Origin of the sequence: Streptomyces violaceus, assembly GCF_036014075.1 — a bacterium.
Lineage (GTDB): Bacteria > Actinomycetota > Actinomycetes > Streptomycetales > Streptomycetaceae > Streptomyces > Streptomyces violaceus.
In genome coordinates this window covers 2,573,339-2,597,826 of sequence record NZ_CP107911.1, presented here as the reverse complement: position 1 = coordinate 2,597,826, position 24,488 = coordinate 2,573,339, and the positions used below count along the sequence as shown (strand labels likewise).

Below are 24,488 nucleotides of genomic sequence, written 5' to 3'. Positions count from 1 at the left end.
CCGCGGGAAGCGGGCCGGAAGGCCAGGAACCCCAGGCGCACAACTAGAACAAGAACCCCTTAGGGGGCTTGCGTTCCAGTGGCCTATGGTGTAATTGGCAGCACGACTGATTCTGGTTCAGTTAGTCTTGGTTCGAGTCCAGGTAGGCCAGCTCGCAGAGCTCATCTGCAAGGCCCCCGTTGTGTAGCGGCCTAGCACGCCGCCCTCTCAAGGCGGTAGCGCCGGTTCGAATCCGGTCGGGGGTACAGGGTTCCGAAGGATCGACGATCATCTCGGAACTGCTAGGGCCCCCGTTGTGTAGCGGCCTAGCACGCCGCCCTCTCAAGGCGGTAGCGCCGGTTCGAATCCGGTCGGGGGTACTGACTGGTCTAAACCACATTGGTCTATGGTGTAATTGGCAGCACGGCTGATTCTGGTTCAGTTAGTCTTGGTTCGAGTCCAGGTAGACCAGCTCGGACCTGCGGAAACGCAGGCTCCACGCCCCCGTTGTGTAGCGGCCTAGCACGCCGCCCTCTCAAGGCGGTAGCGCCGGTTCGAATCCGGTCGGGGGTACGCAGAGAAGAGGCCCTTCACTTCGGTGTAGGGCCTCTTGCGTACGCCCATTTCTTGGGGGCGCGGGGAACTGCGCGCAACCACTGCCGGCCGCGCACCCGACGACGAAACCGTCCCTGCCACGGCGCCTGTCGGGGAAAGCCTGCCGCGGCGTTGAGGCCTGCTCTCCCCGAAAGCGATCAGTCGGTTCAGCCAGTGCGTCGCAGCGCTTCGGAAAGGCGTCCCGCCGCGTCGATCACGGCCTGGGCATGCATTCGGCCAGGGTGGCGCGTCAGGCGCTCAATGGGGCCGGACACCGACACGGCCGCCACCACACGGTTCGACGGTCCCCGCACCGGCGCGGAGACGGACGCGACGCCCGGCTCGCGCTCGCCGATCGACTGGGCCCAGCCCCGGCGCCGCACACCCGACAGGGCAGTCGCCGTGAAACGGGCGCCCTGCAGACCGCGGTGCAGCCGCTCCGGCTCCTCCCAGGCCAGCAGGATCTGTGCCGAGGATCCGGCCTTCATCGTGAGCGTCGAGCCGACCGGGACCGTGTCCCGGAGTCCGGACAGACGCTCCGCCGCGGCGACACAGATACGCATGTCGCCCTGGCGGCGGTAGAGCTGCGCGCTCTCGCCCGTGATGTCACGGACGTGGGTGAGCACCGGGCCGGCGGTCGCGAGGAGACGGTCCTCACCCGCGGCCGCGGCGAGTTCCGCCAGGCGAGGGCCGAGAATGAAACGGCCCTGCATGTCGCGCGCCACCATGCGGTGGTGTTCCAGGGCCACGGCCAGGCGGTGGGCCGTGGGTCGTGCCAGTCCGGTGGCACCGACCAGGCCCGCGAGGGTGGCCGGACCGGACTCCAGAGCGCTCAGGACGAGGGCCGCCTTGTCCAGAACGCCGACGCCGCTACTGTTGTCCATGAAACGATACTCGCGTCTCACTCTGTGAAACGCAAGTTCAATTTTCCGTGGAACCCGCCACTCTGGAAGACACGAAGTCACAACGGCCCGTGACGTACGGGCCTGGCGGCGGATGCGCGGAATCCAGGGGCGCGGGCCCGCCTCCTCAAGATCTCTAGTTGGGCCGGCGGATCGTCGTCGGCCGGAGGGAACAGCGATGGGTAGGACACTCGCGGAGAAGGTCTGGGACGACCATGTCGTCCGGCGCGCCGAGGGCGAGCCCGACCTTCTCTTCATCGATCTGCACCTGCTGCACGAGGTGACCAGCCCGCAGGCCTTCGACGGCCTCCGCAAGAGCGGCCGCAAGGTGCGGCGCCTCGACCTCACCATCGCCACCGAGGACCACAACACCCCCACCCTCGACATCGACAAGCCCATCGCCGACCCGGTCTCCCGGATCCAGCTGGAGACGCTGCGCAAGAACGCCGCCGACTTCGGCGTGCGCCTGCACCCGCTGGGCGACGTCGAGCAGGGCGTCGTGCACGTCGTCGGGCCGCAGCTGGGTCTGACCCAGCCCGGCACCACCGTCGTCTGCGGCGACTCGCACACCTCCACGCACGGCGCCTTCGGCGCGCTGGCGTTCGGCATCGGCACCTCCCAGGTGGAGCACGTGCTGGCCACCCAGACGCTGCCGATGTCCCGCCCGAAGACCATGGCGATCACGGTCAACGGCGAACTGCCCGACGGCGTCACCGCCAAGGACCTGATCCTGGCGATCATCGCGAAGATCGGCACCGGCGGCGGCCAGGGCTACGTCCTGGAGTACCGCGGCGAGGCCATCGAGAAGCTCTCGATGGAGTCCCGCATGACCATCTGCAACATGTCGATCGAGGCCGGCGCCCGCGCGGGCATGATCGCCCCGGACGAGACCACCTTCGCGTACCTCCAGGGCCGCCCGCACGCCCCCGAGGGCGCCGACTGGGACGCGGCCGTCGAGTACTGGAAGACGCTCAGGACGGACGAGGACGCCGAGTTCGACGCCGAGGTCGTCATCGACGCCACCGAGCTGGCGCCGTTCGTCACCTGGGGCACCAACCCCGGCCAGGGCGCACCCCTTTCGGCGTCCGTCCCCGACCCTGCTTCGTACGAAGACGCATCGGAGCGCTTCGCCGCCGAAAAGGCCCTGGAGTACATGGGGTTGGAGGCGGGACAGCCGCTGCGCTCCATCAAGGTGGACACCGTCTTCGTAGGCTCCTGCACCAACGGCCGCATCGAGGACCTGCGTGCCGCGGCCGAGATCGTCAAGGACCGCAAAGTCGCCGACGGCGTACGGATGCTGGTCGTCCCGGGCTCCGCGCGGGTCGGTCTGCAGGCCGTTTCCGAGGGTCTGGACGTCGTCTTCAAGGACGCCGGCGCCGAATGGCGGCACGCGGGCTGCTCGATGTGCCTGGGCATGAACCCCGACCAGCTGGCCCCGGGTGAGCGCTCCGCGTCCACCTCCAACCGCAACTTCGAGGGCCGGCAGGGCAAGGGCGGCCGCACGCACCTGGTGTCGCCGCAGGTCGCGGCCGCGACCGCCGTCCTGGGCCACCTGGCCTCCCCGGCCGACCTGTCCGCCGCCGACACCCGTACGCCCGCTGGAGTCTGATCAGCCATGGAAGCCTTCACCACCCACACCGGCCGGGCCGTCCCGCTGCGCCGCAGCAACGTCGACACCGACCAGATCATCCCCGCCCACTGGCTCAAGAAGGTCACGCGCGACGGGTTCGAGGACGGGCTGTTCGAGGCCTGGCGCAAGGACGCGTCGTTCGTGCTCAACCAGCCCGAGCGGCAGGGCGCGACCGTCCTGGTCGCCGGCCCCGACTTCGGCACCGGCTCCTCCCGCGAGCACGCCGTCTGGGCGCTGCAGAACTACGGCTTCAAGGCCGTGATCTCCTCCCGCTTCGCCGATATCTTCCGCGGTAACTCGCTCAAGAACGGCCTGCTCACGGTCGTTCTGGAGCAGAAGATCGTGGACGCGCTGATGGAACTCGCCGAGAAGGACCCGCAGGCCGAGATCACCGTCGACCTGGTCGCCCGCGAGGTGCGCGCCGAGGGCGTCACCGCCTCCTTCGAGCTGGACGAGAACTCCCGCTGGCGGCTGCTCAACGGCCTCGACGACATCTCGATCACCCTCCAGAACGAGGCGGACATCGCCGCGTACGAGGCGAAGCGCCCCGTGTTCAAGCCGCAGACACTCCAGATCTGATCCGGAGCACGATCCGCCGCTCCTGAACAAGGCGACTTTCGGCCACCGCAACACCCCCTCTGTACCCCCGATCAGCCCGATCGGGGGTACAGCTGTGTCTGCACCCGAACGGCCCTGCCCGCCCGGAGGGCGCCACTCAACTTCCCACGTTATGCCGGTGGTTGCCGGGGTACGCGAGGTGTACAGCCGTGACTTCCACGTGTGCCCGGAAGGCCGTTTGCGGCGGTAGTTGTCCCCTGCGCAGGCGACAACTCGCCCCAGATGGCACAATCTGTGCATGGAACACGACGGCCAACTCGAGCTCTATGCGGCAGTCGCGGGCCAACTCAAGGAAGCGCACGCAAGAGTGCGCGCACTGCAAGTCCCGGAGGGCGTACGGATGGCGCTGACCCGGAAGCTGCTGGTCATTACGGCCGCGGCCAAGCACGATCTCGCCGAAGCGGCAAGGCGGCTGGAACGGTTCACCGTGGACCTCGACGAGGGGCATCTCCCCGACGAGGAACGCTGAACCGGACGACACCGTCGAGTTCGTTGCGGCACAAGGGTGAGAAGCCCGTTTCGTGTTTGATTTGCGGTATATATCTGCCTAACGTGCGAAAAAGCTTGAACACTTTCGTTCTGGCGATGTCTCCGAAGGGGAAGACGTGAACAAGGCGCAGCTCGTAGAAGCGATTGCCGACAAGATGGGCGGCCGCCAGCAGGCCGCCGATGCTGTCGACCACGTACTGGACGCCATCGTCCGCGCGGTCGTCTCGGGTGAGCGGGTCTCGGTCACCGGCTTCGGTTCGTTCGAGAAGGTCGACCGTCCGGCGCGCTACGCTCGTAACCCCCAGACGGGCGAGCGGGTTCGGGTCAAGAAGACCTCCGTTCCGCGCTTCCGCGCGGGTCAGGGCTTCAAGGACCTGGTCAGCGGCTCGAAGAAGCTGCCGCGCGGTGGCGAGGTCTCGGTCAAGAAGGCGCCGAAGGGCAGCCTGACCGGCGGTGCCGGCGCGACGGTCAAGAAGGCCGCGGCGAAGAAGGCGACGACCGCGAAGAAGGCCGCCGCGAAGAAGGCCACCGCCAAGAAGACGACGGCGAAGAAGGCGACCACGAAGACGGCGGCCGCGAAGAAGACGACGGCGAAGAAGGCGCCCGCCAAGAAGACCACGGCGACCGCCAAGAGCACCGCCGCGAAGAAGACCACCGCCAAGAAGGCCCCGGCGAAGAAGGCCACGGCCAAGAAGGCGCCCGCCAAGAAGTCGACGGCGCGCAAGACCACCGCCAAGAAGACCACCGCCCGCAAGAAGTAAGGGCGCCGGGGTACTCACGCGACGGGCCGGACTCCCGCATGGAGTCCGGCCCGCGGCGTGTTCAAGCAGAGGTCAGAGGGTCTGCAGCGTCACCAGAGTGATCCTGAGGTCGTCCTTGGCGCCTTCCACCTCGATGCGCACGCGCTGCCCAGGGCGCAGCAGCCTGAGCCCCCCCGCGTCGAACGCCGGTGCGTCGAAGGGCACCGGGGTGCCGTCGTCCAGGAGCACCTGCCCGCTGCGGCTTTCGGGGTCGTACGTGTACGCGGTCGCCTGCATGGCCGCAGCCTACTGCCCGGGGATCAGTAACCGCGCGGCGGCCGCGGCCGTATGAGGACCGACCCCCAGGGCCAGCGCGTTGCGCAGGTCGTCGCCGGTGTCCACGTCCTGGCGTACGGAATCCACGTCGGCAAGGCTCAGTTCGACGGCCCCTGAGGCGCGGTGCCGGGCCCGGGAATCGGTGCCGAAGATGGGGAGCAATTCACGGCCCGGGGTGGCGGCCAGCAGGGTCGTACCGATTGCGGCCGCGTCCGGGAGAAATGCGCGCGGGAATTCAGTGGCCGCGTCGAGTACCCGAGTCAATTCCGGCGGGCGCAGAGCCGGCAGATCGGCGTTGAGCGCGGCCACCGGACTTCCGGGGCGGGTGGACCGTATGATCCCCGCCCCGTGCGCGAGAGCGGCGTTGAGGCCGCTGCCGGGCTCGTCGGGGATGATCGCGGCGCCGAGTACGGCCAGCTCACGGCCCGCCCGGGCGTCGTTGGTGACGACTGCCACATCCCGTACCGCGGGGCAGGCCAGCGCGGCCGCCACGGTGTCCTGGGCGAAGGCGAGCGCCAGGCCCGGCCGCAGCCCGTCGTCCGCGGTGTCCGCAAGCCTGCTCTTGGCCTGGGCCAGGGGTTTCAGGGGTACGACCAACGTCCACTGCACAGGTGTTCCGTCCCTCTCTTGTCGCGGTCATTGTCACCCGGGGCATCGGGCGGCGGGTGGGGCGGGGCGTACGGTGTTCTCGACAGACCGGCGGCCTGGGGCGACACTTGTGCGGCCCCCCGGTGGCCCCCGCTTCAGGCCCTAGAGGAAGGTGTCCGCGTGCCCCGCCGCAGAATCGGCTTCTGGTACCGCCTAGCTGCGGTGATCTGCAAACCGCCGCTGGTGGTTCTGCTCAGGCGGGACTGGCGCGGAATCGAGCACATTCCGGCTGATGGTGGATTTATCACCGCGGTGAACCACAATTCGCACATCGACCCCTTCGCTTACGCGCACTTTCAGTACAACACCGGGCGCGTCCCGCGATTCCTCGCGAAGAGCGGGCTTTTCAAGAAGGGATTCGTCGGGGCCGCCATGCGAGGCACCGGGCAGATCCCCGTCTACCGCGAGAGCACGGACGCGCTCAGCGCATTCCGGGCCGCGATCGACGCCGTGAACCGCGGTGAATGCGTCGCCTTCTATCCCGAGGGCACTCTCACCCGCGACCCGGAAGGCTGGCCCATGACCGGCAAGACCGGGGCGGCGCGCGTCGCCCTGGAGACCAAGTGCCCGGTGATCCCCGTCGCCCAGTGGGGCTGCAACGAGCTGCTGCCGCCGTACGCGAAGAAGCCGCACCTTCTGCCGCGCAAGACGCACCGCGTGCTCGCCGGACCGCCCGTGGACCTCACGCGGTTCTACGACCGGGAGATGACCGCGGAGCTCCTGAAGGAAGCCACCGAGGTCATCATGGCCGCCGTCACCTGTCAGCTGGAGCAGGTCCGCGGGCAGAGGGCGCCCGATACGCCCTACGACCCGCGCCGGGAGCGGATCGAACAGCGGCGCCGCACGCAGGCGCAGACACAGCGGGGCGGGCAGGAATCGGTGCAGTCCGTGCAGTCGGCGCAGGAAGAGGGGCTGGGCAAGTGAGCAAACCGGTCAAGGCGGCGGTCCTGAGCGCCGGTTCGTGGGGTACGGCGTTCGGCATGGTGCTCGCCGACGCGGGGTGCGAGGTCACCCTGTGGGGGCGCCGTCCGGAACTCGTGGAGGCGATCAACTCCACCCGGACCAATCCCGACTACTTCCCGGGCGTCGAGCTGCCGGAGAACGTATGGGCCACGACGGATCCCGCGGAAGCCGCGGCGGACGCCGATTTCACGGTCCTCTCGGTCCCCTCGCAGACCCTGCGCGGCAATCTCGCCGACTGGGCCCCGCTGCTGGCCCCCGGCACGGTCCTCGTGTCGCTGATGAAGGGCGTCGAACTCGGCTCCGCGATGCGGATGAGCGAGGTGATCGACGACGTCGCCAAGGTCGGTCCGGACCGCATCGCCGTGGTCACCGGGCCCAACCTGGCCCGGGAGATCGCCGCGCGGATGCCGGCCGCCGCCGTGGTCGCCTGCACCGACGAGGCCGTCGCCCAGCGGCTCCAGGCCGCCTGCCACACGCCGTACTTCCGCCCGTACACCAACACCGACGTCGTCGGCTGTGAACTCGGCGGCGCGGTGAAGAACGTCATCGGGCTCGCCGTCGGCATCGCGGACGGCATGGGCCTCGGCGACAACGCCAAGGGCTCGCTCATCACCCGCGGTCTCGCGGAGACCACCCGGCTCGGCATGGCCCTGGGCGCCGACCCGCTGACCTTCTCCGGACTCGCGGGCCTGGGCGACCTGGTGGCCACCTGCTCCTCGCCGCTGTCCCGCAACCACACGTTCGGCACCAACCTCGGCAAGGGCATGACCCTGCAGGAGACCATCGCGGTCACCAAGCAGACCGCCGAGGGCGTCAAGTCCTGCGAGTCGGTGCTGGATCTGGCCCGCCGGCACGGAGTCGACATGCCGATCACCGAGACGGTCGTCGACATCGTGCACGAGGGAAAGCCTCCGGTCGTGGCCCTCAAGGAGCTGATGTCGCGCAGCGCGAAGCCCGAGCGACGCTGAGCGACGCGACGCCGGGGGCGCTGTCTCCCGGCCCTACCAACGGGTACTCTCAACCCGATATGAGCACCGAGAACCTCCCCCAGAGCCCCGAGCAGCCGCCTCGCAAGCCGCGTGTGGCCGTCGTGTTCGGCGGGCGCAGCTCCGAACACGGGATCTCCGTGGTCACCGCCGGCGCCGTCCTCAAGGCCATCGACCGGACCAAGTACGACGTCCTGCCGATCGGCATCACCCAGGACGGCCGTTGGGCGCTCACGGCGGACGAACCGGAGCGGATGGCGATCGTCGACCGGCGCCCGCCGAGTGTCGACGCGCTCGCCGAGTCCGACGAGGGCGGAGTGATCCTCTCGGTCGACCCCGCCAACCGCGAAGTCGTCTACAGCGAGCCGGGATCGGTTCCCAAGGCGCTCGGCGAGGTCGACGTGGTCTTTCCGGTGCTGCACGGCCCGTACGGCGAGGACGGCACCCTCCAGGGCCTCCTGGAGCTCTCCGGCATCCCGTACGTGGGTTCGGGTGTGCTCTCCTCGGCCATCGGCCAGGACAAGGAGTACATGAAGCGGGTGTTCACCTCCTTCGGGCTCAGGGTCGGCCCGTACATGGTGGTCCGCCCGTGCGAGTGGGACCAGGACGAGACCGCCGCCCGCAAGAGGATCGTGGACTTCGCCGGCGAGCACGGCTGGCCGCTGTTCGTGAAGCCCGCGCGCGCCGGTTCGTCGATCGGCATCACCAAGGTCGACGACCTCTCCGGAATCGACGAGGCGATCGCCGAGGCCCGGCGGCACGACCCGAAGATCCTCGTGGAGGCCGCGCTGCGCGGCCGCGAGATCGAGTGCGGCGTCCTGGAGTTCGAGGACGGCCCCCGGGCCTCCGCCCCCGCCGAGATCCCCACTGCCGAGGCGCACGCCTACTACGACTTCGAGGCCAAGTACATCGACTCGACGCCGGGGATCGTGCCGGCGCCGCTGACGCCGGAGGAGACGGCCGAGGTCCAGCGCCTGGCGGTCGACGCCTTCGACGCGGCGTCCTGCGAGGGTCTGGTCCGCGCGGACTTCTTCCTCACCGAGGACGGCGAGTTCGTGATCAACGAGATCAACACGATGCCCGGCTTCACGCCCATCTCGATGTACCCGCAGATGTGGCAGGCCAGCGGGGTGTCCTACCCGGAGCTGCTGGACCTCCTGGTGCAGGCGGCACTGCGCCGTTCGACGGGCCTGCGCTGAGTCGACCGCGCGTCGCAGGAGGTGTCAGGAGGCGATCCCCTCGGGGATCGCCTTCTTCACGGCGGAGGCCAGATCGATCAGCACCCCGGAGCTGTCCGGCCCCTCCGGGACGCGCACTTCCACGTACGCCTCCCGGTTGGCGGTGGTGAAGACATGCCCCCCGTCGCCCCGCTCCTCCATCAGCCAGTCCACCCCGTTCACACCCCCGGCGACCGCGTCCGGATCACGTCCGTCCGCCACCTTCGGATCGATCATCTTCGGCGGCTGCGGAACACCGCAGCGCAGTATGATCGCCGGGCTGCCCCAGCCCGCCGTCAGCGCCGACGCCGGCTCGGGATCCTCGCGACGCTCATCGTCCACCTTCGCGGGCAGTACCTTGTCCAGGTTCCGGCACAGTTCCATGGCCTTGGTGCCCGGACTGGGAACCGCCGCCGACGCGCTGTCGTCTGCTGAGGAGCAGCCCGCGACAGTGATCAACAGCGCGAGAGCGGGCAGGCGGACCATACGGAAGACAGAACGGTGCCGGTGACGGAAAGAGTTCACCGGCACAGGGTAGACGGGGGCTAGATATGGACGACCGGGCAGGTCAGGGTGCGGGTGATGCCGTCCACCTGCTGGACCCTGGCGACCACCAGGCGACCGAGATCGTCGACGGTGTCGGCCTGGGCCCGCACGATGACGTCGTACGGTCCTGTCACGTCCTCGGCCTGGACGACCCCAGGGATCTTGCTGATCGTCTCGGCGACGGTCGACGCCTTGCCGACCTCCGTCTGGATCAGGATGTACGCCTGTACCACGGAACCTCCAGGGCGGCCACGAGGATCATGTGGGGAAAAGGAACGCCACGGTATCGCGTCGCCGCTCACCACGGGGAGACCCGCGGGGGCCGGGTCTTGCGCGCCGGGGTGCGGGTCCGGCAGAACGTGACGGTCACTTCGACCGTAGCGAGGCCCCAGATGCCTCGCGACCGGGCATGGACAGGGACAGAAGGGGAGAGAGGGAAATGAAGGGCACTGTTGGTGAGCTCGGTGAGTTCGGGCTCATCAGGGAGCTCACCTCCCGTCTGACCACCACCCCGGCGGTCCGGGTCGGTCCCGGCGACGACGCCGCCGTGGTGGCCGCGCCCGACCGCAGGGTCGTGGCCAGTACGGACATCCTGGTGGAGGGCCGGCACTTCCGCCGGGACTGGTCGACGGCCTACGACGTGGGCCGCAAGGCGGCCGCGCAGAACCTCGCCGACATCGCCGCCATGGGCGCCGTACCGACCGCGCTGCTGCTCGGTCTGGTCGTCCCGGCCGAACTGCCGGTGACCTGGCCGAGCGAGCTGATGGACGGCCTGCGCGACGAATGCCAGGTTGCGGGCGCCGCCGTGGTCGGCGGTGACGTCGTACGCGGCGACTCGATCATGGTGTCGATCACGGCGCTCGGCGATCTGCGCAACCAGGAGCCCGTGACGCGGGCGGGCGCCCAGCCCGGCGACCTCGTCGCGGTGACCGGCTGGCTGGGCTGGTCGGCGGCCGGGTACGCGGTGCTGTCGCGGGGGTTCCGCTCGCCGCGCGCGTTCGTGGAGGCCCATCGGCGTCCCGAGCCGCCCTATCACGCGGGTCCGGCCGCCGCCGGGCTCGGGGCGACCGCGATGTGCGATGTGAGCGACGGACTGATCGCCGACCTCGGGCACATCGCCGAGGCCAGCAAGGTGCGGATCGACATCCGCTCCGGGGCGATCGACATCCCGACCCAGATGAACGACATCGGGCAGGCCGTCGGCGTCGACCCCATGCAGTGGGTGCTGACCGGGGGAGAGGACCACGCGATCGTGGCGACCTTCCCGTCGGACGTGAAGCTGCCCGCCCGCTGGAAGGTCATCGGCGAGGTCCTCAACCCCTCGGCGCTGCCCCAGGTCACGGTGGACGGAGCGCCGTGGACCAGCAAGGGCGGCTGGGACCACTTCGGAGACATGGAGTCATGATCCCCAACGTCCTTACCGTGGCGGGCTCCGACTCCGGCGGAGGCGCGGGCATCCAGGCCGACCTGAAGACCATGCTCGCGCTCGGCGTGCACGGCATGAGCGTCGTCACGGCGGTGACCGCGCAGAACTCCCTCGGCGTGCAGGGGGCTTGGGAGCTGCCCGTGGAGGCGGTGCGGGCCCAGTACCGCAGTGTCGTCGACGACATCGGCGTCCAGGCGGTCAAGACCGGGATGCTGGCCTCCGCGGAACTCGTGGAGGCGGTGGCCGAGTTGCTCGCGGTGACGGACGCCCCGGCGGTCGTCGACCCGGTGGGCGTCTCCAAGCACGGCGACTCCCTGCTCGCCGCCTCGGCCCTAAACTCCGTCCGTACGAAGCTGCTGCCGGTGGCGACGGTCGCCACCCCGAACCTCGACGAGGTGGCCCAGCTGACGGGGGTGCGGGTCGAGTCGGAGGAGCAGCTGCGGCGGGCCGCGGCGGCCGTGCTGGCGTACGGGCCGCGGTGGGTGCTGATCAAGGGCGGGCATCTGCCCGGGGACGCCGTCGATCTGCTCACCGACGGCTCCGAGGAGCACTGGCTGCGGGCGCCGCGCCATGACAACCGGCACACGCACGGTACGGGCTGCACCCTGGCCTCCGCGATCGCCTCACAGCTCGCGAAGGGGCGGTCCGTGCCGGAGGCGGTGACGGCGGCCAAGGAGTACGTCACGGGGGCCGTCGCGGCCGGCTTCGCGCTCGGTGGGGGCATCGGCCCGGTGGATCACGGCTGGCGGTTCCGGGTCGGTTCCTGAGGATCCAGGCACGGCAAAGAGCCGGTCCACCAGGGGTGGACCGGCTCTCTTGAGCGAACCAGCAGTGGCCGCGCGCTAGCTGAGCGTCAGCGCGAGACCTTGCCGGCCTTGATGCACGAGGTGCAAGCGTTCACGCGCTTCGGCGTCCCGCCCACCACGGTACGCACACGCTGGATGTTCGGGTTCCAGCGACGGGGCGTACGGCGGTGCGAGTGCGAGATGTTGTTGCCGAAGCCCGGCCCCTTGCCGCAGACGTCGCAGTTGGCAGCCACGGGTCACTCCAAAGACTTCAGATGCACTTACGGTTGATCCCGGCATGCCGGGATCAGGATCGAGGATCTGAGTGGCGCTGCCAGGAGGAAGGCCCGATCAGATCGGGCAACCGGAGCAGCATACAACGGCTGCACCCGTAGAGCGAAACTACCATGGCAGCTCAGGGGCCGGCTCCGGCCCGCTTCCGGTTCGGGCCGCCCCGGTGACTACGCTGCGTGCCACGTCCAGCAGCTGAGGGAGGCGCAGTGGCGCAGGTGCCGCAGACATTCTTCGATGCTGTCGCGGTGCGCACCTGGTGTGGTCTCGCTCTCGAGACGCTGGGGCGGGCGCGTGAGGAGATCGACGCGATCAACGTCTACCCCGTGGCGGACGGGGACACCGGCACGAACCTGTACCTGACCGTGGAGTCCGCGGTCGCGGCGGTCGAGGCGGTGTTCGCGGGCCATGCGGCGGGGTCGGGCCCCGAAGGGCCGACGCTCGCCGATGCCGTCCGGGCGATGGCGCACGGGGCGCTCATCGGCGCCCGCGGGAACTCCGGGACGATCCTCGCCCAGCTGCTGCGCGGCATGGCCCAGGTGCTGGCCGATGACGAGGCCGCCCACGCCGACGGCCAGGGCCTGCGGCTCGCCCTGCGGCACGCGGCCGACTCCGCCCGCCAGGCCGTGGCCCACCCCGTCGAGGGCACCGTCCTCACGGTCGCCTCGGCCGCCGCCGACGCCGCCGACGGTGCCGAGGGCGACTGCGGGAAGGTGGCCCGGGTGGCCTACGAGGGAGCGCGCACGGCTCTCGCCGCGACCCCGGGCCAGCTGCCCGTCCTGGAACGCGCCGGGGTGGTCGACGCCGGTGGGCGAGGGCTGGTGGCGGTGCTCGGGGCGCTGGTGGAGACGTTCACGGGGGAGATGCCGCGGGCGGTGGTGGCGGGTGCGGTGCGGGTGAGCGCGGGGATGGAGGGCGCGGCTGCGGCTGCTGGTGGTGTGGCTGGTGCGGCGAGCGTTCCAGGGGCCAGGGCGTCCGGGGGAGGGGTGGCTGAGGGCCCGGTGGGTTTGGGCCCCGGCCCGGACGAAGACCTCCACACGCGCGTGGAACCCGTCGGCGGTCGGTGCGCCGACAGCACCGCCGTGGCGGCCCAGGACGGGCCCGCCTTCGAGGTGATCTACCTCCTGGAGGCCGAGGACGCGGCCGTGGCGCGGCTGCGGGAGCGGCTGGACGCCCTGGGGGACTCCCTGGTCGTGGTCGGGGGCGACGGGCTGTGGAACGTTCACATCCATGTCGACGACGCGGGCGCCGCCGTCGAGGCCGGCATCGAGGCCGGCCGGCCCTACCGGATCCGCATCACGCACTTCGGCGCCGGCGACGTGCACACCACCGGCGCCGAGCGGCCGCCCCGGGAGCGCGCCCAGCGTGCCGTCGTGGCCGTCGTGCCCGGTGAGGGCCTGGCGGGGCTGTACACCGAGGCCGGCGCGACCACCGTGCTCGCACGCCCCGGGGAGCCGCCCGCGAGCGGCGAACTCGTGCAGGCCGTACGGCGGGCCCACGCGCGCGAGGTCGTGCTGCTGCCCAACGACGCCGAACTGCGTCACACGGCCGCGGCGGCGGCCGAGCAGGTCCGCACGGAGGGCATCCGCGTGGCCCTCATCCCGACCCGCTCGGCGGTCCAGGGCATCGCCGCACTGGCCGTGCACGAGCCGGAGCGCCGCTTCGACGAGGACGTCGTGTCGATGACCTCGGCGGCCGGCGCGACCCGCTACGCCGAGGTCACCGTCGCCGAACGCCAGTCCTGGACGATGGCCGGCATCTGCCAGGCCGGCGACGTCCTCGGCCTGATCGACGGCGACGTGGCCGTGATCGGCGCGGATGTCGCGGCCACCGCCGGGACCGTCCTGGACCGGATGCTCGCGGCCGGGGGCGAGATGGTCACCCTGGTGCTCGGCGACGACGCCCCCGAGGCGATCGCCGAACATCTGGAGGGCCGGGTCCGCGAGGGGTACCTCGCCGTCGACACGGTCGTGTACCGGGGCGGACGGCAGGGGGCCCTGCTCCTCATCGGCGTGGAGTAGGGCGGCGACTCACCCCTGCGGCGCCGCCACGGACTCGAGCAGGTGCCCGGCCTCCGCCCGCCGGGCCCGCACCTCCTGGCCCTCGACGGCCCCCGTGTCATCGAAGCCGTCGTGTCCCTCGTACGCCGCCAGCACCGCACGCGCGCGTGCCACGGCCTCGGAGGGGCGGCCCAGGTCGGCCTCCAGCCAGCCCGCGGCCAGCTCGGCGCCGGTGCGGCTGTGCAGGGCGCTGTCGCCGAGGGCCGTGAACACCTCGACCGACCGGACCACTTGGGACAGGGCCTCCTCGATCACGGTCCGGCTCGAGGCGTCTTCGGCGCCTTCGGAGACGGAACGGGCGAGCAGGTCGCCGAACTGCCGGTGAGTGTGGCCGAGTTCGGCTTCGAACCGGAGCCGGGACTCCTCCTCGGCGGCCGTGTCCCGCGCCGCCTCGCACTCCCGGATGGCGCTCGCCATCAGGCCCCGTGCCTCCTCCAGCCCGTCCCGCGCGTGCAACGCCAGCCGGGCGCGGGCGCGCAGAGAGCGGACCAGCCCGTGGGTGTTGCCGAGTTCGCGCCACAGATGGCCCGCGCGCGTGTAGGCCCGGTCCGCATCGGCTGCCAGTCCGGCCTGCCCGAGGGACTCACCGGCCAGGTGGGCGAGGGTGGCGTGGTCGTGCTGCTCGGGCCAGTGCCGGGCGATCTCGGCTGCCTGCAGACGCCGTTCGGCGGCCGCGCGGTGCTCGCCGAGTTCGCTCAGGCAGTCGCCGAGCCACCACCGCGTCTGCACGACCGCCCCGTCGCCGTGCGTCTCGGCGGTCAGATCGGGCAGCGCGGACTCCAGCACCTCCGCGGCCTCGGCCCACCGCCCCTGCCGCAGCAGGAACCCGCCGAGCTGCTGCCGTGCCCAGGCACCCAGCGTCGCGCTCTCGCCCGCCTCGTCGGCCCAGTGCGCCGCCTGCAAGGCGTGCTCGGCGGCCTCCACGGCCTCGCCCCGGCCGCCGACCACCTCGGCGAGCTGGAGATGCAGCTGGGCCCGGCCGGGCGCCTCCAGATGGGCCCCGCCGTGCTCCAGGGCCGCCCGCAGCGCCCGCTCCGCCTCCGCCATGTCGTCGAGGTGGTGGGCCAGGGCGGCGAGCCGGGCCTCGTACTCCACCGCGAACCAGGGCAGCCCCGCCGCCACGAACGCCGCCGCGCCCCGCGCGAACAGCCCCGCGGCCGTCTTCAGATCCCCGGCCAGTCCCGCAAGCTCGGCGAGCATCGCCTGCGCCTCTGCGGTCCGCGCGGCCAGCCGTACGTCCTCCCCGGTCCGCCCGTCGACGAGCGCCAGGACTTCGCGGACGGCGGCCTCGGCCTCGGCGAGCACCGCCTCCGTCCCGGGCCCCTCGGCCTCGTGCGCCCGGCGCATCAGGATCCGGGCCCGTCCCATCAGGACGGACGCCGTCTGCCGCAGTCCCGTGCCGCCGGCGGCGTGCAGCGCGAGGATCTCGTCGTACGGGCCGGCCACGGCCGCGACCGCCCCGTCCACGTCGCCCCCGAGAGCGCGTACGTACGCCGCACGCGCGCGTGCCGCCAGGGCCTCGCCCGGGTCGCCCGCCTCGGCGTACAGCTCGGCGGCCCGCTCGAAGAGCACGGCACCCTCGGGGCCGAGGCCCATCGCCTCGTGGTCCGCGATCTCGGCCCGGTCGCGCGGGTCCAGCTCGACGCCCTCCGCGGCCCCGCCGACCGCCGCCCACGCTTCCACCGCGTCGGGCAGCAGGTTGTCCGACAGCCGCCGTGCCTCGGCCAGCAGCGCCTGCGGATCCGGCCGCCCGGTGACAGCGGTCGTCACGGCCGGGGGAGCGGGCGGAGGGATGGGCCGCACCGACCGCACCCCCAGTGGCAGCCGCTCCACCAGGGGTTGCCGCGCCATCCGCGCGCGTGCCCGCTCGCTGACGTATCCCGTGCCGTTGCGCTCGTCGAAGCGCGCCGCCAGGGCGAGGGCCTCCGCACGCGCGTGCGTGGCCAGTTCCCGGGCGGTCCACTCCCGGCCGGCCGGGCCCGGCACCTGCCGGTCGCCGAGACCGAGGCCGGTCAGACGGTCCATGAGCAGGGCCACCACGCTCATGAACTCCAGCCTGCTCTGCGGCTGCCCGTCGTCCGTGAAGTACGCGGGCCGCTCCGCGAGCAGCTCGAGACCGCGCGCCTCGTTGCCGGTCAGCGCGCAGAACTCCACGTGCTCCGCGTACGCCCCGCGCATGCTCTCCATGGCCCGTACGAGCCGGAAGCCCCGCAGATGGTTCGCGCGTGCCTCGTCCGGGCGGCCCAGCCGCAGCAGCGGCACCAGGGAGGAGGCGAGGGCCGTGTGCGGCTCGTGGGCACAGGTGTACTCGCCCTCCAGCACCGGCCGCCACAGCTCCACGGCCTCCGCGTCCCGGCCCTGCCCCGCCTGCCACCAGCCCTGCCCGTGCAGCTCGCACGCATGGCAGTCGGCCATGGTGTCCCGGTCGGCGGCCAGCCACGCGGCGTACGCCCGCTCGGTCCGCGCGATGTCCCCGACATGCGCGGCCACGCTGTGCTCGGCGCTGCGCACGGCCCGCTCGGAGTGCCCGGCGAGCCGGTAGCGGTGCTCCATCTCGCCGAGCCACTTCTCGATCGACGCGAGCGGGATGTGCGGCTGGTCGAGCATGCCGGACGACACCCACTTGAAGACCCAGTGCAGCGAGTGGGTCTCGTACTCGTCGAAGTCCTCGGGGCGTTCGTCCCACAGCCGCAGCAGCCGCGCGAAGGGGACGAACATCTTCCCCTTCTCGGAGCTGTAGTTGTAGACCTTCAGCTGGTGCCCGAGCGCCTCGATCACGGCGAGCGGGATGTTCAGCTTCTCGGCCGCCGCCAGCAGCTCCTCCGCGCGCGCGTTGCGGGCAGGCCCCTCCGGCTCGTCGGAGTTCTCCGCCATCGCCCGGCGCAGGGCGTCGAAGTCGGTGATCTCACTCATACCTGACCGTCCTCGCTGTGCGTGGCCCACTCCAGGAGACCGATGAACGCGCGGTTGAGCAGCGCCGAGTCGGCGGGCCTCAGCGGCCGCTGCGCCATCAGCAGGGCCTGCCCGTACAGCGACTCCGTCGCCGTGCCGATCAGCTCCGGGTCGTGCAGCGCGCTGATCTTCCGGACCAGCGGATTGAGGTGGTTGAGCACCAGACGCGCGCGTGGGGCGCTGCCGCGCAGCGAACCGAGGATGCCCGCCCACAGGTCGTCGGCCTGCGCCTGAGCGTCGGCCCGGGCCTGCTCGTGCCGGGCGTCCCGGTCGTCGAGGTGCAGCGCGGGCACCGAGAGCGGGTGGAAGGCCCGCAGCACCACATCGCAGCCCAGCGGGTCGAGCCGGGCCCGCGCCGCCGCCAGGAAGCCCGACAGGGCCAGCTCCTCGGCCGGGTCGACGGCGTCCAGATGGGCGGTCACCGTGTCCGCGTCCAGCTCGGCGACCACGGTCCCCGGCCGCACCGAAGGCAGCGCCTCCACCAGCTCGCTGTCGTACGTGTAACCGCCGTTGATCACTCCGATGCCCTGCGCGGACGCGATCGGCGCGACCTGCCGGTACTCCTCGACGGTGCGCGTGAAGTGCACCACCGGGTGCCGCTGCGCGAACTCCTCCAGGGACAGCCGTCCGTCGGTCGTCTCGAAGGGCAGCCACGGCAGCATCGTGCGCAGCATCTCGTGGTCGTGCCGGGCCAGCGACTTCACACCCAGGTGGTGCACCGACAGGAACGCGGCCAGCCGCTCCGGATCACCGGCCGCCAGGCCCGTCAGCCACGCGCGGATCCTCTCGCCCAGCGCCTCCCGTACGGCGGCCAGGGTCTCGTCCTCGTACAGCGACTCGCGCGAGGCCGTCGGCCGCAGGCTGTCCGTGTCGAGCACGCAGCGCACGAAGAACGCCCAGTCGGGCAGCAGCTGCTCGGCCCGCTCGGTCAGCAGCATGCCCTTGAGATGCACGCGATGACCCGCGCGCTGGGCCGGGCTGACCGCCGACGGCAGCACATACGCCACCCCGCGGATGCCGGCCAGCGGCACGGCCAGGTCGATCGTGTCCAACGGGGTGAAGCCGAACAGGTCGTGGCAGTGCCGGGCGAGGGCGACGCGGCGGGTGGCCGGGCTCGGATACGAACGGTCCCAGGGCGCGGGGAGGTCGGTGACCGCCTCGTCGCCCACCCGGACGTCGTACGGCAGCAGCGACCCGAAGTCCCGCGCCAGGGCCGTGACCCGCTCGGGCGTGAGCCACTCCGCGGCCCCCGCCCGGGCCACCAGATGCACGGTGGTGCCGGGTTCGGGCCGCTCGGCGTCCGGCAGCGTCCGCACGGTGTACGAACCGTCGTCGCGCGCCGTCCACTCCACGGGCGGCGCCCCGGGCGTACGGGCGCTGCGGCTGACCACCCGGATCCGCTCGGCCACGACGAAACAGGCCAGCAGCCCGATGCCGAACTGCCCGAGGAAGTCGGAGCGGGCCTCCTGCAGCCCCTCGGCACGCTTGGAACTGCGCCCGATCGTGGCCAGCAGGCTGTGCACGTCCGCCTCGGTGAGCCCCACGCCGGTGTCCTCGACGCGCAGGATGCCGCCCTGCGCGGACAACCGCACCCGGGCCGGGGCGTCGGGCTCCGCCACGCGTCTGGCGGTGATGGCGTCCACCGCGTTCTGCAACAGCTCGCGCAGATACACCTTGGGACTGGAGTAGAGGTGGTGGGAGAGCAGGTCCACCAGACCACGCAGGTCGACCTGGAACGTATGAGGTGACTGGGGCGAACGGGGTGCCTGGGAAGCCTGTGAGGTCTCGGAATCCATCATCACGGCGCCGGTGGGGGACTCGAGACGGCGCGGGGTCGGGCGGTCCCGGTGGGGCGGTGACCGCGAAGAAGGGCCGGGAGCGCGCCATCCTAAGGCCCGAACCAGCCGTCTGACCAGGGATTTCCGGGACGTATACGGCGACGTCCACCGCGGCCTCTACGGCATTGTCAGTGGTGTGGTGTGCAATGGATCTCGTGCCCGCACTGGAAGAACCGCTGCAACAACCACTGAAGTCGGTGCTCGGCCCCGCCACCGCGAAGGTGATGGCCGAGCACCTCGGCCTGCTCACCGTCGGCGACCTCCTCCACCATTACCCGCGCAGATACGAGGAGCGCGGCCAGCTCACCCACCTCGCCGAGCTCCCCATGGACGAGCACGTCACGGTGGTCGCCCAGGTGGCCGACGCGCGCCTGCACAGCTTCGCCTCCGCCAAGGCCCCGCGCGGCAGGGGCCAGCGCCTGGAAGTCACCATCACGGACGGCAGTGGCCGCCTCCAACTGGTCTTCTTCGGCGCCGGTGTTCACAAGCCCCACAAAGAGCTCCTGCCGGGCACGCGCGCGATGTTCGCGGGCAAGGTCTCCGTCTTCAACCGTCGCCTCCAACTGGCCCACCCGGCCTATGAGTTGCTGCGCGGCGACCCCGACGAAGCCGGCGAGTCCGTCGAGACCTGGGCCGGCGCCCTGATCCCGATCTACCCCGCCACCGCCAAGCTGGAGTCCTGGAAGATCGGCAAGGCTCTCCAGACCGTCCTGCCCACGGCCCAGGAGGCCGTCGACCCGCTGCCGGACTCCCTGCGCCAGGGCCGCGGCCTGGTCCCCCTCCCCGAGGCCCTGTTGAAGATCCACCGCCCGCACACCAAGGCGGACATCGAGGATGCCCGCGCCCGCCTCAAGTGGGACGAGGCCTTCGTCCTCCAGGTCGCCCTCGCCCGCCGCCGCCACGCGGACGCCCAACTCCCGGCGGTTCCCCGCAAGCCCACCCCCGACGGCCTCCTCACCTCCTTCGACGCCCGTCTCCCCTTCACCCTCACCGACGGCCAGCGGCGGGTCTCCAGAGAGATCTTCGACGACCTGGCCACCGACCATCCGATGCACCGGCTGCTCCAGGGGGAGGTCGGTTCCGGGAAGACGATGGTCGCCCTGCGCGCCATGCTCGCCGTGGTCGACGCCGGTGGGCAGGCCGCCATGCTCGCGCCCACCGAAGTGCTCGCCCAGCAGCACCACAGGTCCGTCGTCGAGATGATGGGTGAGCTGGCCGAGGGCGGCATGCTGGGCGGGGCCGAGCGGGCCACCAAGGTGGTGCTGCTCACCGGGTCCATGGGGGCGGCCGCCCGCCGTCACGCCCTGCTCGACCTCACCACAGGCGAGGCCGGCATCGTCATCGGTACGCACGCGCTGATCGAGGACAAGGTGCGGTTCCACGACCTGGGCCTGGTCGTGGTCGACGAACAGCACCGCTTCGGCGTCGAGCAGCGCGACGCCCTGCGCGGCAAGGGCAAACAGCCCCCGCACCTCCTGGTCATGACCGCCACGCCCATCCCGCGCACGGTGGCCATGACGGTCTTCGGCGACCTGGAGACCTCCGTCCTCGACCAGCTCCCGGCCGGCCGCTCGCCGATCGCCAGCCATGTCGTCCCGGCCGCCGACAAGCCGCACTTCCTGGCACGAGCGTGGGAGCGGGTGCGCGAGGAAGTGGGCAACGGCCATCAGGCCTACGTCGTCTGCCCGCGCATCGGCGACGAGGAGGACGACCCGAAGAAGGCCGCGAAGAAGAAGTCCTCCGAGTCCCCGGAGGACGCCGCGGAGAAGCGCCCGCCCCTCGCCGTCCTCGACGTGGCGGACCAGCTCTCCAAGGGCCCGCTGAGCGGCCTCAAGGTGGAGGTCCTGCACGGCCGTATGCAGCCCGACGACAAGGACGCGGTCATGCGCCGCTTCGCCGCGGGGGAGACCGACGTCCTGGTCGCCACGACGGTCATCGAGGTCGGTGTCAACGTCCCCAACGCCACCGTGATGGTGATCATGGACGCCGACCGCTTCGGCGTCTCCCAGCTCCACCAGCTGCGCGGCCGCGTCGGCCGTGGCTCGGCGCCCGGCCTGTGCCTCCTGGTCAGCGAGATGCCCGAGGCGAGCGCGGCCCGCCAGCGCCTGAACGCCGTCGCCGCCACCCTCGACGGCTTCGAGCTCTCCCGCATCGACCTGGAACAACGCCGCGAGGGTGACGTCCTCGGCCAGGCCCAGTCGGGCGCCCGCACCAGCCTGCGGATGCTCGCCGTCATCGAGGACGAGGAGATCATCGCCGAGGCCCGGGAGGAGGCGACAGCGGTGGTGGCGGCCGACCCGGAGCTGACCAGCCTTCCCGGACTGCGTACGGCTCTGGACGCCCTTCTGGACGAGGAGAGGGAGCAGTACCTGGAAAAGGGGTGAGGGTGACTGACCCTTCAGGGGCGCGGGGCTGTACTCCATATGCGGCTACCGCCGCGCGGGCGCGACCAGCCACACTGATACCTGAAGCCGTCCACGACCAAGGACCGAAGATGACCCGCGTGATCGCCGGCGCAGCCGGCGGACGTCGCCTGGCCGTACCCCCAGGCACCGGCACCCGCCCCACATCCGACCGCGCACGCGAAGGCCTCTTCTCCACCTGGCAGTCCCTCCTCGGCGGCCCCCTGGAAGGCGAACGCGTCCTCGACCTCTACGCGGGCTCAGGCGCCGTGGGCCTGGAGGCCCTCTCCCGGGGCGCGGGCCACACCCTCCTCGTCGAGGCCGACGCGCGAGCGACCCGCACGGTCCGCGACAACGTGAAGTCCCTCGGACTCCCCGGCGCCGAGGTCAGATCAGGCAAAGCGGAACAGATCATCCGCACGCCACCCCCCGGCGACCCGTACGACCTCGTCTTTCTCGATCCGCCCTATGCCGTCACGGACGACGATCTTCGCGAGATCCTGCTCACACTCCGCTCGGAAGGCTGGCTCGCCGAAGAAGCCCTCGTCACCGTGGAGCGCAGCACCAGAGGCGGTGAATTCCGGTGGCCCGAGGGTTTCGAAGCCCTCCGGGCCCGTCGCTACGGCGAGGGAACGTTTTGGTACGGTCGCGCCGCCTCTACGTGCGAAGACGCACGATGACCGGACCGGAGAGCGAGGGAACGCAAGTGCGCCGTGCCGTCTGTCCCGGGTCGTTCGACCCGATCACCAACGGACACCTCGACATCATCTCCCGCGCCTCCAGGCTGTACGACGAGGTCTACGTCGCGGTGATGATCAACCAGGCCAAGAAGGGCCTGTTCGAGATCGAGGAGCGGATCGACCTGATCCGCCGGGTCACCGCCGAGTACGGGAACGTCCGTGTCGAGGCCTTCCACGGCCTGCTCGTCGACTTCTGCAAGCAGCGCGACATCCCCGCCATCGTCAAGGGCCTGCGCGCGGTCAGCGACTTCGACTACGAGCTCCAGATGGCCCAGATGAACAACGGCCTCTCGGGCGTGGAGACCCTCTTCATCCCCACCAACCCCACCTACAGCTTCCTGTCGTCCTCCCTGGTCAAGGAGGTCGCGACCTGGGGCGGCGACGTCTCCCACCTGGTCCCGGCGGAGGTCCTCGAGGTCCTCAACGAGCGTCTGCGCAAGGACTGATGGGACTACAGTCGACCCGTCCGTCTCCAACGCATCTGTAGAGAGTGGCGAGCACACGGTGGACGTGCAGAAGAAGCTCGACGAGATCGTCTCCGCGGTCTCCGGCGCCCGGTCCATGCCCATGTCGGCCTCGTGCGTGGTCAACCGCGCCGAACTGCTCTCGCTGCTGGAAGAGGTGCGCGCGGCGCTGCCCGACTCGCTCGCCCAGGCCCAGGAGCTGATCGGCGGCCGCGAGCAGATGGTCGAGCACGCCCGCCAGGAGGCCGAGCGCATCATCGGGCAGGCGCACGCCGAGCGCGGCTCTCTGATCTCCGACACCGAGGTCGCCCGCCGATCCCAGGCCGAGGCCGACCGGATCCTCGCCGAGGCCCGCCAGGAGGCCGAGGAGGTCCGCGCCGAGGCCGACGACTACGTCGACTCCAAGCTCGCCAACTTCGAGGTCGTCCTCACCAAGACCCTCGGCTCCGTCGGCCGCGGCCGCGAGAAGCTCCTCGGTACCGGCCCCGGCGTCGACGAGCAGGGCTACGAGGACGAGGACGCCCCCGAGCGCAGCCACGACCCGGAAACCCTGCGCCGTACCGCCGACGAGTACGTCCACGCCAAGCTCGGCTCCTTCGAGGCGGTCCTCGCCAAGACCCTGGAGGCAGTCGGCCGCGGTCGGCAGAAGCTGCACGGCCGTATCGCCAGCGACGACCTCGGCGCCCTCGCCGACGACCTCAGCACGGTCCAGCACTCCAGTGACGCCGACTACCTCGCCGACCTGGCCGCCCTCGCGGAGCAGAAGCCCCCGGCCGAGCAGCCCGCCCAGCAGCAGGACTACGGACAGCCGCAGCCGGCCTATGGCTATCAGCAGCAGCCCGCCCCCTACGGCGGCGGCTACCAGCAGCAGGCCTACGCCGCCCAGCAGGACCCGTACGGCTATCAGCAGGCCGACCCCTATGGCTACCAGGGCTACGACGCCCAGCAGGCCGCGTACGACCCGAACCAGGTCCAGCAGGCCCAGCAGGCGCAACAAGCCCAGCAGGGCCACCAGGGATACGCCCTCGACGAGACCAGCCTCTTCGACACCGGCATGATCAGCGCCGAGCAGTTGAGGGCCTACGAGCAGGGTCGCGGCAACGGCTGAGCACCGGATTGGGCCGACAGCGAAAGGTCCAGTATCCTGGCTCTTCGGTCGCGCGTACGTCCGCGATCCACGCTGCCCGCAACACCGAAGGGCGGCAACCCTCTCAGCTCGCAAGATCGAAAGCAGGAATGGCTCTGAACGCCCGCCTTGACCACCGCAACCCCCTCGTGTTCGACACGCACGAGCTGGGCCGGCGGCCCGGTGCGCTGCAGCGCCTGACCCGCACGGTCGACGCTCCCAAGGACTTCGGTATCAAGGGAGTCATCGGAGTGCCGGAAGGCGCCCCGGTGGAGCTCGAACTCCGCCTGGAGTCGGTCATGGAAGGGGTGCTTGTCACAGGCACCGCCCGTGCCGGGGCCGAGGGGGAGTGCGTAAGGTGTCTGGAGCCGCTTCAGCTCGACGTCGAAGCGGAGTTCCAGGAGATGTTCTCGTACCCTGACGCCGACGACCGGGGCCGTGTGATCGCGGAACCGGGCGACGACGCCGAGGACGACGAGGACAGGCTCTTCCTCGAGGACGGCTTGTTCGACCTCGAGTCCGTGCTGCGTGATGCGGTGGTGCTCGCACTGCCGATGCAGCCGGTGTGCCAGGAAGACTGCCCTGGTCTGTGTGCCGAGTGCGGTGCGCGGCTGGCGGACGACCCGGACCACCACCACGACGCCGTCGACATCCGTTGGGCGGCTTTGCAGGGACTCGCCGGCACCATGCAGGACGGCGAGAAGGACGAGATGAGCGGCGCCGAACCGGGCGTCGACGAGAAGCAGGAGAAGTAGC

23 protein-coding genes and 5 tRNA genes are annotated in these 24,488 nt (G+C 71.1%); 20 read left to right on the top strand and 8 right to left on the bottom strand.

Annotated elements, in window-relative coordinates:
- Positions 1-79 precede the first annotated feature (79 nt).
- The 5 genes from OG542_RS11510 (at position 80) to OG542_RS11490 (ending at position 552) form a co-directional block, all read left to right on the top strand.
- Positions 80-151 (top strand) — tRNA-Gln (locus OG542_RS11510).
- A 21-nt stretch (positions 152-172) separates the two neighbouring features.
- Positions 173-245: transfer RNA gene (locus OG542_RS11505), tRNA-Glu, on the top strand.
- 41 nt (positions 246-286) lie between these two features.
- Positions 287-359: transfer RNA gene (locus OG542_RS11500), tRNA-Glu, on the top strand.
- 20 nt (positions 360-379) lie between these two features.
- Positions 380-451, top strand: a tRNA-Gln gene (locus tag OG542_RS11495).
- 28 nt (positions 452-479) lie between these two features.
- Positions 480-552, top strand: a tRNA-Glu gene (locus OG542_RS11490).
- Positions 553-740: 188 nt separating this feature from the next.
- Here the strand turns inward: OG542_RS11490 and ndgR are convergent.
- A complete protein-coding gene (gene ndgR / locus OG542_RS11485; RefSeq protein WP_184598579.1) occupies positions 741-1,457 on the bottom strand; it encodes an IclR family transcriptional regulator NdgR in 717 nt (238 codons plus the stop codon).
- A gap of 196 nt (positions 1,458-1,653) precedes the next feature.
- On the opposite strand from ndgR, the gene leuC reads away from it, so the two are divergent.
- The 4 genes from leuC (at position 1,654) to OG542_RS11465 (ending at position 4,973) form a co-directional block, all read left to right on the top strand.
- A complete protein-coding gene (leuC, locus tag OG542_RS11480) occupies positions 1,654-3,084 on the top strand; it encodes a 3-isopropylmalate dehydratase large subunit (RefSeq protein WP_193481908.1) in 1,431 nt (476 codons plus the stop codon).
- 6 nt (positions 3,085-3,090) lie between these two features.
- Entirely contained in the window at positions 3,091-3,684 is a 594-nt protein-coding gene (leuD, locus tag OG542_RS11475; RefSeq protein WP_193481909.1) for a 3-isopropylmalate dehydratase small subunit, read from the top strand.
- Between the two features lie 277 nt (positions 3,685-3,961).
- Entirely contained in the window at positions 3,962-4,192 is a 231-nt protein-coding gene (locus tag OG542_RS11470) for an SCO5555 family protein (RefSeq protein ID WP_193481910.1), read from the top strand.
- Positions 4,193-4,328: 136 nt separating this feature from the next.
- Entirely contained in the window at positions 4,329-4,973 is a 645-nt protein-coding gene (locus OG542_RS11465) for an HU family DNA-binding protein (RefSeq protein ID WP_189727937.1), read from the top strand.
- Positions 4,974-5,045: 72 nt separating this feature from the next.
- Here the strand turns inward: OG542_RS11465 and OG542_RS11460 are convergent, their stop codons facing one another.
- Together OG542_RS11460 and cofC are read right to left on the bottom strand one after the other, a co-directional pair.
- Positions 5,046-5,249, bottom strand: a complete 204-nt coding sequence (locus OG542_RS11460; RefSeq protein WP_184598572.1) for a hypothetical protein — start codon at positions 5,247-5,249, stop codon at positions 5,046-5,048.
- 9 nt (positions 5,250-5,258) lie between these two features.
- A complete protein-coding gene (gene cofC / locus OG542_RS11455; RefSeq protein ID WP_328410416.1) occupies positions 5,259-5,897 on the bottom strand; it encodes a 2-phospho-L-lactate guanylyltransferase in 639 nt (212 codons plus the stop codon).
- Between the two features lie 159 nt (positions 5,898-6,056).
- Here cofC and OG542_RS11450 point away from each other — a divergent pair, with 159 nt between their 5' ends.
- The 3 genes from OG542_RS11450 to OG542_RS11440 are packed head-to-tail and all read left to right on the top strand — an operon-like array spanning position 6,057 to position 9,084.
- Entirely contained in the window at positions 6,057-6,860 is an 804-nt protein-coding gene (locus tag OG542_RS11450) for a lysophospholipid acyltransferase family protein (RefSeq protein WP_311127912.1), read from the top strand.
- Positions 6,857-7,867, top strand: a complete 1,011-nt coding sequence (locus tag OG542_RS11445) for an NAD(P)H-dependent glycerol-3-phosphate dehydrogenase (RefSeq protein ID WP_328410412.1) — start codon at positions 6,857-6,859, stop codon at positions 7,865-7,867. Before OG542_RS11450 ends, OG542_RS11445 begins: the two co-directional genes overlap by 4 nt.
- Positions 7,868-7,926: 59 nt before the next feature.
- On the top strand, positions 7,927-9,084 hold the full coding sequence (locus OG542_RS11440; protein WP_328410410.1) for a D-alanine--D-alanine ligase family protein: 1,158 nt from the start codon (positions 7,927-7,929) through the stop codon (positions 9,082-9,084).
- 24 nt (positions 9,085-9,108) lie between these two features.
- Here the strand turns inward: OG542_RS11440 and OG542_RS11435 are convergent, their stop codons facing one another.
- Together OG542_RS11435 and OG542_RS11430 are read right to left on the bottom strand one after the other, a co-directional pair.
- Complete coding sequence (locus OG542_RS11435) at positions 9,109-9,627, bottom strand: DUF3515 domain-containing protein (RefSeq protein ID WP_385867185.1); 519 nt, start codon at positions 9,625-9,627, stop codon at positions 9,109-9,111.
- A 20-nt stretch (positions 9,628-9,647) separates the two neighbouring features.
- Positions 9,648-9,881, bottom strand: coding sequence for an Lrp/AsnC family transcriptional regulator (locus OG542_RS11430; RefSeq protein ID WP_193481916.1), 234 nt, complete (start codon positions 9,879-9,881; stop codon positions 9,648-9,650).
- A gap of 206 nt (positions 9,882-10,087) precedes the next feature.
- Between OG542_RS11430 and OG542_RS11425 the strand changes: the two genes are divergently transcribed.
- Positions 10,088-11,053 (top strand): thiamine-phosphate kinase, encoded by a 966-nt coding sequence (locus OG542_RS11425; RefSeq protein ID WP_193481917.1) that lies wholly within the window; start codon positions 10,088-10,090, stop codon positions 11,051-11,053.
- Positions 11,050-11,841, top strand: a complete 792-nt coding sequence (gene thiD / locus OG542_RS11420) for a bifunctional hydroxymethylpyrimidine kinase/phosphomethylpyrimidine kinase (protein WP_328410408.1) — start codon at positions 11,050-11,052, stop codon at positions 11,839-11,841. The genes OG542_RS11425 and thiD overlap by 4 nt, the downstream gene beginning before the upstream one ends.
- 86 nt (positions 11,842-11,927) lie before the next feature.
- Here the strand turns inward: thiD and rpmB are convergent, their stop codons facing one another.
- Positions 11,928-12,113, bottom strand: coding sequence for a 50S ribosomal protein L28 (rpmB, locus tag OG542_RS11415; RefSeq protein ID WP_004924906.1), 186 nt, complete (start codon positions 12,111-12,113; stop codon positions 11,928-11,930).
- Positions 12,114-12,359: 246 nt separating this feature from the next.
- Here rpmB and OG542_RS11410 point away from each other — a divergent pair, with 246 nt between their 5' ends.
- Positions 12,360-14,171 carry a DAK2 domain-containing protein gene (locus tag OG542_RS11410; RefSeq protein WP_328410406.1) on the top strand — a complete coding sequence of 604 codons (1,812 nt, stop codon included), beginning with the start codon at positions 12,360-12,362 and terminating at the stop codon, positions 14,169-14,171.
- A 9-nt stretch (positions 14,172-14,180) separates the two neighbouring features.
- Here OG542_RS11410 and OG542_RS11405 read toward each other — a convergent pair whose 3' ends face one another.
- On the bottom strand, positions 14,181-17,123 hold the full coding sequence (locus OG542_RS11405; RefSeq protein ID WP_328410404.1) for a tetratricopeptide repeat protein: 2,943 nt from the start codon (positions 17,121-17,123) through the stop codon (positions 14,181-14,183).
- Positions 17,120-18,958 (bottom strand): HSP90 family protein, encoded by a 1,839-nt coding sequence (locus tag OG542_RS11400; RefSeq protein ID WP_328417871.1) that lies wholly within the window; start codon positions 18,956-18,958, stop codon positions 17,120-17,122. Before OG542_RS11400 ends, OG542_RS11405 begins: the two co-directional genes overlap by 4 nt.
- 188 nt (positions 18,959-19,146) lie before the next feature.
- On the opposite strand from OG542_RS11400, the gene recG reads away from it, so the two are divergent.
- From recG to OG542_RS11375, 5 genes are all read left to right on the top strand, one after another.
- Positions 19,147-21,384, top strand: coding sequence for an ATP-dependent DNA helicase RecG (gene recG, locus OG542_RS11395; RefSeq protein ID WP_328410402.1), 2,238 nt, complete (start codon positions 19,147-19,149; stop codon positions 21,382-21,384).
- A 110-nt stretch (positions 21,385-21,494) separates the two neighbouring features.
- Complete coding sequence (gene rsmD, locus OG542_RS11390) at positions 21,495-22,082, top strand: 16S rRNA (guanine(966)-N(2))-methyltransferase RsmD (protein WP_328410400.1); 588 nt, start codon at positions 21,495-21,497, stop codon at positions 22,080-22,082.
- A 26-nt stretch (positions 22,083-22,108) separates the two neighbouring features.
- Entirely contained in the window at positions 22,109-22,588 is a 480-nt protein-coding gene (coaD, locus tag OG542_RS11385) for a pantetheine-phosphate adenylyltransferase (RefSeq protein ID WP_053668759.1), read from the top strand.
- 58 nt (positions 22,589-22,646) lie between these two features.
- Positions 22,647-23,714 carry an ATP synthase F0 subunit B gene (locus OG542_RS11380; RefSeq protein ID WP_328410398.1) on the top strand — a complete coding sequence of 356 codons (1,068 nt, stop codon included), beginning with the start codon at positions 22,647-22,649 and terminating at the stop codon, positions 23,712-23,714.
- Between the two features lie 128 nt (positions 23,715-23,842).
- Positions 23,843-24,487: a YceD family protein gene (locus OG542_RS11375; RefSeq protein ID WP_184598546.1), complete on the top strand. Its 645-nt coding sequence runs from the start codon at positions 23,843-23,845 to the stop codon at positions 24,485-24,487.
- Position 24,488: the final 1 nt, after the last annotated feature.

What these genes read in the sequence shown, in the direction of transcription:
- ndgR (WP_184598579.1), bottom strand. Translation starts at nt 1,457, where the DNA reads ATGGACAACAGTAGCGGCGTCGGCGTTCTGGACAAGGCGGCCCTCGTC.
- OG542_RS11440 (WP_328410410.1), top strand. Translation starts at nt 7,927, where the DNA reads ATGAGCACCGAGAACCTCCCCCAGAGCCCCGAGCAGCCGCCTCGCAAG.
- OG542_RS11375 (WP_184598546.1), top strand. Translation starts at nt 23,843, where the DNA reads ATGGCTCTGAACGCCCGCCTTGACCACCGCAACCCCCTCGTGTTCGAC.
- OG542_RS11460 (WP_184598572.1), bottom strand. Translation starts at nt 5,249, where the DNA reads ATGCAGGCGACCGCGTACACGTACGACCCCGAAAGCCGCAGCGGGCAG.
- leuD (WP_193481909.1), top strand. Translation starts at nt 3,091, where the DNA reads ATGGAAGCCTTCACCACCCACACCGGCCGGGCCGTCCCGCTGCGCCGC.
- leuC (WP_193481908.1), top strand. Translation starts at nt 1,654, where the DNA reads ATGGGTAGGACACTCGCGGAGAAGGTCTGGGACGACCATGTCGTCCGG.
- OG542_RS11400 (WP_328417871.1), bottom strand. Translation starts at nt 18,958, where the DNA reads ATGGATTCCGAGACCTCACAGGCTTCCCAGGCACCCCGTTCGCCCCAG.
- OG542_RS11425 (WP_193481917.1), top strand. Translation starts at nt 10,088, where the DNA reads ATGAAGGGCACTGTTGGTGAGCTCGGTGAGTTCGGGCTCATCAGGGAG.
- thiD (WP_328410408.1), top strand. Translation starts at nt 11,050, where the DNA reads ATGATCCCCAACGTCCTTACCGTGGCGGGCTCCGACTCCGGCGGAGGC.
- recG (WP_328410402.1), top strand. Translation starts at nt 19,147, where the DNA reads ATGGATCTCGTGCCCGCACTGGAAGAACCGCTGCAACAACCACTGAAG.
- OG542_RS11405 (WP_328410404.1), bottom strand. Translation starts at nt 17,123, where the DNA reads ATGAGTGAGATCACCGACTTCGACGCCCTGCGCCGGGCGATGGCGGAG.
- rsmD (WP_328410400.1), top strand. Translation starts at nt 21,495, where the DNA reads ATGACCCGCGTGATCGCCGGCGCAGCCGGCGGACGTCGCCTGGCCGTA.
- OG542_RS11470 (WP_193481910.1), top strand. Translation starts at nt 3,962, where the DNA reads ATGGAACACGACGGCCAACTCGAGCTCTATGCGGCAGTCGCGGGCCAA.